The sequence below is a fragment of the Clostridium sp. HV4-5-A1G genome (assembly GCF_900184915.1).
GTDB classification, from domain to species: domain Bacteria; phylum Bacillota; class Clostridia; order Clostridiales; family Clostridiaceae; genus Clostridium_B; species Clostridium_B aromativorans.
In genome coordinates, this window is record NZ_FXYI02000124.1 from 1 (window position 1) to 10,880 (window position 10,880).

10 protein-coding genes and 1 riboswitch are annotated in these 10,880 nt (G+C 35.8%); of the genes, 3 read left to right on the top strand and 7 right to left on the bottom strand.

Annotation, left to right across the window (positions count from 1 at the left end; genetic code table 11):
• Positions 1-266 precede the first annotated feature (266 nt).
• On the top strand, positions 267-518 hold the full coding sequence (locus tag J5G60_RS12735; protein WP_150355807.1) for a hypothetical protein: 252 nt from the start codon (positions 267-269) through the stop codon (positions 516-518).
• A gap of 128 nt (positions 519-646) precedes the next feature.
• Here the strand turns inward: J5G60_RS12735 and J5G60_RS12740 are convergent, their stop codons facing one another.
• The gene (locus J5G60_RS12740; protein WP_150355808.1) at positions 647-1,504 is read right to left on the bottom strand and encodes a thermonuclease family protein; all 858 of its coding nucleotides are present in this window, start codon (positions 1,502-1,504) and stop codon (positions 647-649) included.
• A 101-nt stretch (positions 1,505-1,605) separates the two neighbouring features.
• On the opposite strand from J5G60_RS12740, the gene J5G60_RS12745 reads away from it, so the two are divergent.
• Complete coding sequence (locus J5G60_RS12745; RefSeq protein ID WP_150355809.1) at positions 1,606-3,543, top strand: ABC-F family ATP-binding cassette domain-containing protein; 1,938 nt, start codon at positions 1,606-1,608, stop codon at positions 3,541-3,543.
• On the opposite strand, the gene J5G60_RS12750 is transcribed toward J5G60_RS12745, so the two are convergent.
• The 3 genes from J5G60_RS12750 to J5G60_RS12760 all read right to left on the bottom strand — a co-directional run bounded on the left by J5G60_RS12750 (position 3,540) and on the right by J5G60_RS12760 (position 6,164).
• Positions 3,540-4,781 carry a HAMP domain-containing sensor histidine kinase gene (locus J5G60_RS12750; protein ID WP_150355810.1) on the bottom strand — a complete coding sequence of 414 codons (1,242 nt, stop codon included), beginning with the start codon at positions 4,779-4,781 and terminating at the stop codon, positions 3,540-3,542. The genes J5G60_RS12745 and J5G60_RS12750 overlap by 4 nt on opposite strands.
• Positions 4,782-4,786: 5 nt before the next feature.
• Complete coding sequence (locus J5G60_RS12755; protein ID WP_150355811.1) at positions 4,787-5,482, bottom strand: response regulator transcription factor; 696 nt, start codon at positions 5,480-5,482, stop codon at positions 4,787-4,789.
• A gap of 97 nt (positions 5,483-5,579) precedes the next feature.
• Positions 5,580-6,164: a TetR/AcrR family transcriptional regulator gene (locus J5G60_RS12760; protein ID WP_150355812.1), complete on the bottom strand. Its 585-nt coding sequence runs from the start codon at positions 6,162-6,164 to the stop codon at positions 5,580-5,582.
• Positions 6,165-6,381: 217 nt separating this feature from the next.
• On the opposite strand from J5G60_RS12760, the gene J5G60_RS12765 reads away from it, so the two are divergent.
• On the top strand, positions 6,382-7,572 hold the full coding sequence (locus tag J5G60_RS12765; protein ID WP_150355813.1) for a multidrug efflux MFS transporter: 1,191 nt from the start codon (positions 6,382-6,384) through the stop codon (positions 7,570-7,572).
• Here the strand turns inward: J5G60_RS12765 and J5G60_RS12770 are convergent.
• The 3 genes from J5G60_RS12770 to J5G60_RS12780 all read right to left on the bottom strand — a co-directional run bounded on the left by J5G60_RS12770 (position 7,569) and on the right by J5G60_RS12780 (position 10,462).
• Positions 7,569-8,351, bottom strand: coding sequence for an ABC transporter ATP-binding protein (locus J5G60_RS12770; protein ID WP_150355814.1), 783 nt, complete (start codon positions 8,349-8,351; stop codon positions 7,569-7,571). The genes J5G60_RS12765 and J5G60_RS12770 overlap by 4 nt on opposite strands.
• Before the next feature lies 1 nt (position 8,352).
• Positions 8,353-9,357, bottom strand: a complete 1,005-nt coding sequence (locus J5G60_RS12775; protein WP_150355815.1) for a FecCD family ABC transporter permease — start codon at positions 9,355-9,357, stop codon at positions 8,353-8,355.
• A 73-nt stretch (positions 9,358-9,430) separates the two neighbouring features.
• On the bottom strand, positions 9,431-10,462 hold the full coding sequence (locus tag J5G60_RS12780; RefSeq protein WP_150355816.1) for an ABC transporter substrate-binding protein: 1,032 nt from the start codon (positions 10,460-10,462) through the stop codon (positions 9,431-9,433).
• 173 nt (positions 10,463-10,635) lie between these two features.
• A riboswitch (cobalamin riboswitch) is annotated at positions 10,636-10,819 on the bottom strand.
• Positions 10,820-10,880: the final 61 nt, after the last annotated feature.

Genomic DNA, 10,880 nt, shown 5'->3' on the forward strand with positions numbered 1-10,880 from the left:
AAAATATATTCTTAGTTTACTATTTTATTCTATAAAATGATCAAATTTGTTTTCAATTATTTTTTTACTATTATAGCCATCAATTTAATAATGATATAGTTTGAAAAGACTGTTAGAATATAGACAAGCCTAAATTCCCAAAAATATTGATTAAGGAGCTGATCAGCATAAGTTATTAGTTGTAATTTCTAAAATCACTTTTAACAGCACTTCAATTGAAAAGTGAACTAAAAAATACAATATAACAAAATTTAGGAGGATTTAAAATGTTAAAAATCAAGCATAAAATATTTTCATCTTTAATAGTTGCAGCACCATTATTAGTAAACGCTGGGGTGGCTACAACAGTTCACGCCAGTCCTGTAAACAATAATTCCTGTAAAAATTACGAAACAGTCTGTAAATCAGCAGATTCAAATAATTGTGTAACTATCGATGGCGTAAAATATGATTGTTCAAAACTTATTCAATCCATCTGCTCAGGTGTTGATTCAACATCATATAATTGTACAAAATAGTATATTTAAAAATACATTCATATTAAGATAGAACTCCAACTCATGAAGTTGGAGTTCTATCCTTTTTTCGCATATTCTTTCACAATGTCCTATTAAACACATATGCCTTAATTCACTCTAAAATATTATTATTTTGACCTTCTATATCCTGCAGCTTGTGCCTCTTCTTCCGTATTAAACCATGCTTCAGGATTGGTTTTGTCATAATAACTATCTCCTGGCATATGATATATTTTTTCACCCTTTGAATTGATATTGCCCTTTATGGATCCGTGGTCAGAAGAATCACTGTCTTTTACACTTGAGCTCCTCTCTGATGAAATACTTTTACCTTTTGTATCCCCTACACTGTCTCCCCGTGTAGTCCCACCGGAATTTACAGACCACAGACCCCTGTCGTTTTCTCTGGCTTCCCTGCAAAATTTTCTAAAGTAATCTGCATATTTTACATTGGGCTGAATGGTCATCTGCTGCGCATATCCATTCACAGCCAGTATAGCATTAAACATTTTATTTCTAATCTCACTTTCATTTATTTTCTCCGGCTGAGACAGCCATACATACCTTAAAAGTCTTCCATATTTATCCGTATCCCCTGCATCCTTTTCCAAATATACGGTTTTCCCTAAAAGATTTGATTTTGTATAGCTGCTTGCCTCTTCACCATACTGCTCATGCTTAGTTGTGCTCTCAGGAGTATTGACACCTATAAGTCTTACTTTTGCATTTTGCCCGCTCTCCAACCTCACATATACCGTATCTCCATCTATATGCCTGCTCACCACTGCTTTTTCCAGCTGCACCGAAGTCTTGGATTCATAGCTTGTACTATTGTGATCATCACTGTCCCCAGAAACAAGTACTTGCCTGGATTTATCCTCATTTTTGTTATCACTGCTGAAATCCGAACATCCTACTGCTGAAAACAATATAATTGCAATAACACAAATACTTAAAAATTTTTCTACAATTTTTTCGTTTTTCATTTTATTATCACCATCTTTCAGCAATTTTTACGCAACCATAATGATTATACCACATTTGTCATCAACTCATGTTATAATAATAGGGCAAAGGATGTGTAATAATGAATCTATTGACTGCAGAAAATATATGTAAAAACTACAGTGAAAAAATACTGCTTGAAAATATATGTCTTGGAATAAATGAGGGGGACAAAATAGGTATAATAGGTGCCAACGGCACGGGTAAATCCACTCTTTTAAAAATTCTTTCCGGATTTGAAATACCTGACAGGGGCAGAATTATAAGGGCAAATAAATGTGACCTGGGTTACCTTCCTCAAAATTGCGATTTCAGCAGCAGTGATGCCACAGTACTGGAACAGATTTTCAGAGGAAATTCCTCGGTAATGAAACTTTTAAGAAAATACAGGGCCGTCCTGGGTCTAATTAAAAAAGATCCGGACAATACAGAGCTTCAAAACAGTATCTTTGATCTCAACTCCAAAATGGAGTCAGAAAATGCCTGGGGGATTGAAAACAAGGCCAAAACCATACTTACAAAATTGGGTATTGTTGATTTTGACGCAAAAGTATCCACACTTTCAGGAGGGCAAAAAAAGAGAATAGCTCTGGCTTCCACGCTCATAACTCCTTCAAATATCTTGATACTTGATGAACCTACAAATCACCTTGATGATGAAACCATAGAATGGCTGGAAGATCTTTTGGATAAATTTAATGGTGCACTTGTCATGGTGACCCATGACAGATTTTTTCTGGACAAAATCACGAACAGGATATTTGAACTTAGCCATGGAAATTTATACAGCTATACGGGAAATTACAGCACCTTTCTGGAGAAAAAGGCAGAGAGACTGGAAAGGGAAAATGCAGATGACAGAAAGAGAAAAAGCCTTATTAAAAAGGAACTTGCCTGGATAAGGAGAGGTGCGAAAGCAAGGAGTACAAAGCAAAAAGCAAGGATAGAAAGATTTGAAAATCTAACATCAGAGAAACATATAACATCAGATCCAAAACTGGACATAGACATCAAAAGTTCGAGGATAGGCAAAAAAGTGATAAACATAGATAATATAAGCAAGAGTTTCGGAGATAAAATAATTGTCAAGAATTTTTCATATAATATACTGAATAATGATAGAATAGGTATACTAGGGCCAAACGGCTGCGGTAAATCCACTCTGATGAATATATTGAGTGAAAAGATCTTGCCTGACAGCGGGAGTATAGATATAGGTGAGACAATTAAAATAGGATATTTTTCCCAGGAAATACCCGACATGGATATGAATCAAAGGGTCATCGAGTATATAAAAAATACCTCGGGATATGCCGATACTGAAAGCGGTGAAAAAATAAGTGCTTCGGCGATACTGGAAAAATTTCTCTTTGAACCTTCGGTTCAGTGGACTCCTCTTGGGAAACTTTCCGGCGGGGAGAGAAGACGTATCTATCTTTTAAAAGTGCTCATGGAATATCCCAATCTGCTTCTTCTAGACGAACCCACAAACGATCTTGATATAGAAACCCTGACTATTTTGGAGGACTACCTTCAGAATTTCAAAGGAGCTGTTGTGTCCGTATCCCACGATAGATATTTCCTCGATAAAATAGTCAACAAGCTGTTTGTTTTCGAAGGTCACGGCAGGATCTCCCAGTATACCAGCAGCTATTCCTATTTTCGCCAGATGCAGAGAAAAAAGCAAAATGAAATTTCAGGTGGAAATATTAAAGAAAATAAGGCGAAAAAAATTCACACCCATACTCGAGAAAAGAAGTTAAAGTTTACCTATAAAGAGCAACTGGAATTCAATGAAATAGACGGCATAATCGAAAATCTGGAAAATGCCATATCTGAAAAAGAACGGGAAATGGAGGAGGCATCTTCTGATTATATATTTCTCGAAAAACTCACAGCTGAAAAAGAGGCTTTGAAAAAAGAGCTGGATAAAAAAATTGACAGGTGGACTTATCTAAATGAACTCAATGAAAAAATTCAGGAAAGCAAAACACATGGGGTATATCAATACCCCCATTAGTACTTCAAAAACGTGATCCTAAAAGTAGTTCCTGCTCCAAGTTTGCTCTGAACGTTTATAATTCCATCATGGGCTTCCAATATAGATTTTGAAAGTGCCAGACCTATTCCTATGGAATCACTGCTTTTTGAGGTTCTGGCTTTATAAAATCTCTTGAATATGTTGGGAAGATCTTTTTCACCTATGCCCTCCCCATTATCCGATATGGTGATTCTCTTATAAATTGGATTTTCCATCACACATACATCTACTTTACCTCCTCTTTGAGTATGTTCTACACAGTTTTTAACTATATTTATAAGAGCCTCACAAAGCCAGTGTCTGTCATGGTAAAATACTATTTCTCCCTCTTCATGGAATTTCACCTGTACACCTGCCGATACTATTTTCTCTTCAAGAGCCTCTATAGAATATTTTATTGTTTCGTTCAGACTCTGCCCCTTCATATGAAATTCTATTGCCCTAGCATCAAGCCTTGCCAGTTTCAATATGCTCTTAATAAGCCAGTTCATCCTGTAAAGCTGGTTCCTGCTGCTTATGAGGAAGTTTCTCGACTGCTCTTTTGAAAGCTGTTTGTTAAGCAAAATATCATTGTAAACTATCATAGAAGAAAGAGGTGTCTTAAGCTGGTGGGATATATCAGACAGAAGTTCAACCAAAAATTGTTTCTCTTTTTTAAGCTCATTCAGATTATTTCTTATAATTTCCCTCATTGAATTGAATGAAACGGAAAGTTTTGAAAAATCCCCTTCTCTATCTTCACCTATTGATATGTCATAATCCCCTTCCACTATTTTCTTTGCACCAAAATTTAACCTTCTTATTCTCTCATAAAAATATCCATACTGAATATAGTTAAGCAAAAAAAATATAATCAGCATACTTATAAATATCAGGATTATATTTAAATTTTCCCTGAGTGCAGATTTATTAATATATGGGAAAAGTTCATTTTCCAATTTTTCGCTTAACCCATATTGTTCTAATATATGTTTCCCCTTTTGAGCCTCTTCTTCATCCGCCCCAGCTGTAATAACAGGTATTATTTCCCTGGCAATTTCAGGATTATTCCTGTATATCCTTTCGGTTACGGCTCCAAAAGTTAGTACATAATCCTGCTTGAGATTATAATGATACATTTTTAAATTTAAAAGCACAGCCGTCATAAAAAACACATTTAAAATCAAGAGAATTGTCGTACTTCTCCTGAGCTCGGGATTTATAAAATATCTTCTCATATCAATTACTCCTTGTTGACCTTTTTATTCCATATATAACCCATACCTCTCTGTGTAACTATATACTGGGGTTCCCTTGGATTATCTTCTATTTTTTCTCTTATTCTCCTTATATAGACCGACAGTGTATTCTCGTCAAAAAAGGATTTTTCACCTTCAATAAGGCCGTTTAATATCTCATCCCTCTTCATGAGAACTTCAGGGTTATTTAAAAATATAAGAAGCAGCTTATACTCCTGTGCTGTAAGCATCACCTTTTTGTCTCCCTTTTTCACCAGAGCGCTTGTAGTGTCTACTGTTATATTTCCGCTCTGAAACATGCTGCCTGAAGGTTCCCTTTTATAATTTCTTCTTATTATAGCCTTTATTCTAGACAAAAGCTCTCTCACCCCAAATGGTTTGGTTATATAGTCATCTCCACCAATTTCCAAACCAAGCACAATATTTACTTCCTCGTCAAGAGCAGTCAGAAACACTATGGGAACGTCACTTTTGCTCCTTATGTATTTACACAGATCATACCCGCTTCCATCAGGCAGATTTATATCTAGAATAATAAGATGGAACTCTTTATCCTCCATTATTTTCTTTGTATCTTTAACTGTTGACACTGTTAGGACTTCATATCCTTCATCTTTTAAAGTAAACTCTATTCCCGCTGCAAGGGCACTGTCATCCTCTACCAGCAATAATCTGTACATTGACTTTACCTCACCATCAATATTGAATGTAAAACATAATAATTTTACTGTTCTAAATTAATTATACCATTCAGTGTCATAAATCCAAATGATACCATCAATTACAATCTGGTGATTTGCCGTTTTCGATAGAAAAAATAAAATCATCTATCATAAATTCAAAGCTGTCTTCTACTTCTACATCAGGTTTATGCTGAAAATATCCAAGAAAAGTCAATGATACAAATCCATGCAAAATACTTCTTAATTCACGACTTTTATGGACTAAAATCACCCTATCATCTATATAAAAATTTAAAATGCTTTTAATAATGCTCATGGTTTCTCTTGCCATACAATTTATTTCTTTATTTTTCGTGCTGGGAATATTCATGAAAAGTTTATAAGCCTCCCTGTTTTCAAAAGCAAAATCCCGATAAATATGGGCAAATTGCCTGATTGCATCCTCTCCACTTTTACCTACCAGTCCCTGCATTAATTTAAAATTCAATATGCGAATAACATATACTGTCATCTCTGTTTTAAGAGCATCCATATTATCAAAATGATTATATAAAGATGGATATTTTATATGCAGTTTATCTGCAATTTTTTGAAAAGTAACTCTATCAAAGCCGATCTCCTCAGCCAATGCAAAAGCAGCCTTAATTATCTTTTCGCCAGTTAGGTTCCTTTTTTGCATAAATATCTCTCCCCATACGTTTATTTATCCGAACGCTACCATTGCTAATACTCCAACTTCTTAAAATCGGAGATAGATACTTGTTACACGTCTGGATAAGCATAGTTTAGCATTACTATGAAGGTTTATCAACTTTAAACTATACTACTATTTGATAAATTATAAATTATAGTTTATTATTATATCATATAGTACGAAAAGAAAGGGTAATATTTATATGGAATTGTGGAAAAAAAATCTGGTTGTCTGCTGGTTTGGAATGTTTGTGACAGGTATAGGAATGAGTCAAATTGCTCCTGTATTACCTCTATATATAGGAAATTTGGGTATTTACAATACCTCTTTAATTGAACAGTTTTCAGGAATTGCATTTGGTGCTACTTTTATAATATCAGCTATTTTTTCACCAATCTGGGGTCATGCTGCCGATAAATTCGGTCGAAAACCAATGCTCCTTCGCGCAAGTCTCGGCATGGCAATAGTTATAGGAAGCATGGGATTTGTGCATAATGTATATGAACTTATAGGATTGAGGCTGCTGCAAGGCGTTATAACTGGTTATAGTACGGCTTGCACTACATTGATTGCAACTCAGACGGACAATGAACATGCAGGTTGGGCTCTAGGTACACTTTCAACGGCGAATATAGCAGGTTCCTTACTTGGACCGGTAATCGGCGGTTTCATAGAAGAAAACTTTGGCCCTAAAAATGTATTTTTTATAACAGGTGCACTACTTCTGATTGCATTCATTATAACGGCTTTATTTGTAAAGGAATCTTTCACCCGTCAAAATAATAAAATATTGAAGATCAAGGAAGTATGGGACAGCATACCCTACAAAAATTTAACTGCTATAATGTTTGTGACATCTTTTATATTAACTATGTCGTTATATTCTGCTGAGCCAATTATAACGATATATGTCACTCAATTATCCCATAATATGAATCATGTGGCATTGATTGCCGGAATGGCATTTTCAGCCTCAGGTCTTGCAAATATAATCGCTGCCCCAAGGCTTGGAAAACTTTCAGATAAAATTGGAACCCATAAGATCATGTTGACATCACTTATAGCCGCTGGATTGATTTTCATACCACAGGCATTTGTAAAAGATCCCTGGCAGCTTATGGGACTCAGGTTTTTACTTGGATTGGTAATGGGAGGGCTTAATCCTTCTGTAAATGTAATGATCAAAAAAATCACTCCAGACTTTCTCACTGGTAGAATTTTCGGATTTAATATTTCTGCCCAATACCTGGGAGTGTTTGGAGGTTCGATTTTAGGAGGACAAGTATCTGCCTGTTTAGGCATCAGATATGTATTTTTCATTACAGGAACATTGCTTTTAATAAATGCCCTATGGGTTTATTTAAAAGTGTATAAAAGGCTCATTCCAACTTAAATAATAACATTTTTAGGAATAAAAAATGGACATTTATTTATCTTATCCTCATATATGTCAGCTTCTATTCCAAAAACTTTTCTTAGCAATTCCTTTTTTATTATTTTATACGGCATTCCCATGTCCCACAGCTTACCATCCTTTATAACAACAATTGTATCTGAATATCTTGCAGCTTGGTTCAAATCATGCAGAACCATGATCACAGTTAAGCCCAGTGTCTCGTTTAATTCCTTTATTAATTCCAGAATTTCCATCTGATAGGATATATCAAGAAATGTAGTGGGTTCATCCAGCAAAAGTACTTCAGGCCTCTGAGCCAGACACATGGCCAGCCACGCTCTCTGCTCTTCTCCTCCGGACAAGGTTGTAACAAACCTCTGTCTCAAGGGGACAAGTCCGGTTTTCTCCAGTGCCCAATCTATTATATCCATATCTTCTCTGTCAAGTCTTCTTCTGAATTTCAAATGCGGATATCTGCCGTAGGACACCAGTTCTTCCACAGATATATCTGAGGCTATGTTTTTCATCTGCGGAAGTATGGACAACTTCTGTGCAACGGCCCTGGTATTCATATTTCTGATATCAGTTCCATCTAAATATACATTACCTCCTGCAGGTTTTAAACATCTGCCTACAGCCTTAATTAAAGTTGATTTTCCGGAGCCATTGGGCCCTATAATTGTAACTATTTCTCCAGAATGTATATCAAAACTGATGTCTTTTACAACTATCTTATTTCCATAATTCACTTTTAGATTTTCAACTTTCAATTCCATATCAATACCCTCTCTTTCTTCTAAGCAAATACAGAAAAAAAGGAGCTCCCAGAGCTGACATTATAATTCCCACAGGTATCTCCATAGGTGCAAACATCACTCTCGCAAGGGTGTCACACAGCATGACCATAGCAGCCCCTGTAAAAATAACCGATGGAAGCAAATATCTGTAATCCGAACCAATAAACAGCCTCGTCATATGCGGTACTATAAGTCCTACAAATCCAAGAAGGCCTACAACACTTACTGCACTTCCGGCCAGCAGGGAGGAGATCACGATAAAGACAAACCTGGTTCTTTCTACATTCAATCCAAGACTTGTAGCTACTTCATCCCCCATCATCAATATGTTCAATTTGTTGGGCATCAGTAAAAGTAGAATAATACCCACAGAGGCATAGGGAAATAAGGTATTTACCTGCTTCCATGTAGTTGACGAAAGCCCTCCTACCATAAACCCTATAATTCCCGCCACTTTGTTTGGATAAAATGTCATAAGTGCATTTGTCCCTGCTCCCAACAGAGAAGAGACGGCAACTCCGGCTAATATCAGTCTTGTTGGTGCTACTCCTTCTCTCCAGGCTAAAAAATATATAAAAAGAGTAGCCATCAGTGCACCTGCAAATGCCCCCAAAGGTGCCAGATGATAAAAATCCGGAAAAAGTATGAGAATTATCAGTGTCATAAGTCCTGCTCCGGAGGAAACTCCTATAATATTCGGTCCCGCCAATGGATTTCTCATAACACCCTGCAGTATGGATCCCGACAGTGCAAGGCAGGTTCCAACAAGAGCAGCCACTATGGTTCTGGGCAGTCTGACATTCCATATTATCTGATAATTTACTGTGGATTTTTCAAAGAATACCGCATTCACTATTTCTTTGGGACCTATATTTACGGCTCCATTCCCTACACTTACAAAAAAACTGATAATAGATACAACTATAAAAATCAATAAAATAAATCTTTTTCCAATCCTTTGAGTTGTTATATTGCCCTTAACCATTTTCTATTCTCCTCAGTATTAATTGTTCCAGTCAAAAAGCCTTATATCCTTCATATCAAAACTGCGGGCTTTTTTAATTTGTTTTGTTGAATACATGGGGATAAAGTATCTTTGCCAATCCTTCATAAGCTTCGGCATACCTTGCATTTGGCTTGTACAAATATAAATCTTTAGGAAGAATTATATACCTTTTGTTCTTCACAGCAGAAAGAGAATTCCATGCCGGATTATCCTCCACATCTTCCTTTAGCTTTTCCATTATCTTTTCTTTGTCACTTCCCATAGTCTGTACAAATATAAAATCCGGATTCTCCTGTATTATCTTTTCCATGCTAAATACCTTTGCCTCAGATGAATTTGCCTCTGCATCCGATATGTTCACTGTATGCAGATCTTTAAGCATTTCCCCCAACATTGAATGGGAGTTTCTGACTGTAATATCTTTGGCCGTGGCAAATATTATTAAAACCTTATATTTTTTATCCTTTGGAGTTTCTGTTATTATTTTATCTACATTTTTCTTTACCTCATCAATATGTTCTTTATACAAATCCTCTCTTCCGGTAATTCCACTAAAAAGTCTCAGTGTCATATAATAATCCTTTAAATAGGTATTAGCTAAAGCGATAACTTGAATATTATTTTGTTCCAACACCGGTACCATTGCTGCCTGATTTTTGAACTCGTCAGTTGCTATGACCAAATCCGGCTTCAGTGCCAATATCTTCTCCAAACTTGGAGACCCTGGAGTTCCAACAACCTGGGCAGATTCGGCATTTTTAACAGGCTTTTCTTCAGCTTCTTGAACTCTTCCTATTACTTTTCCACCGCAGCTGTCCCAAATATCAAGATAAGAATTATACAGGCAGACAACTCTTTTGGGATTCTTTTTTATAGTTACTTTTTTCCCTCTGGCATCTGTAAATACTACACTGGTTTTATTAAGTGTCACGCCATATTCAGACGCCGATTTAATTTTTTTCTGTTCCGTATCGACTTGATTGCTGCTGCCATTTTCACTATTAACACTTTTGCCGCATCCGGCAAATACAGATGTAACCATTACAATAACCAATACCAATAAAAATATTTTTGTCTTTTTCATATTCCATTCCTCTCTTCCTATTGACTTTTGATAGCTGGTGTTATCTAGTTTTCCTTGATGCCTTCTTGTCAGAATCTTGCTGCAATCCAAAGCAAAAAACCATAGCCTTTTCTGCTATGGTTATATACAAACAAAATTCATATATAAACAACCACTTCCCTCCGAAGGCTTATTTATCAAAAAATTTACAGGCAGGTCTCCTGGCTCATAGTTCATTTTAATCTCAATACCTTCCCGGAAAAATATTTCCAGTGGCAAATATATATGATTTCATCCCTATTTACAGTAGCGGGGGCTGCAGCGGATTTTTACCGCTTTCCCTATTAATTTTTTAAAACCTGTAACTTTTAACCTTTTTAATTGTAAAAAATCATCTCTTTAAATATCTATTAATATTTTTAATTATAACACATATATC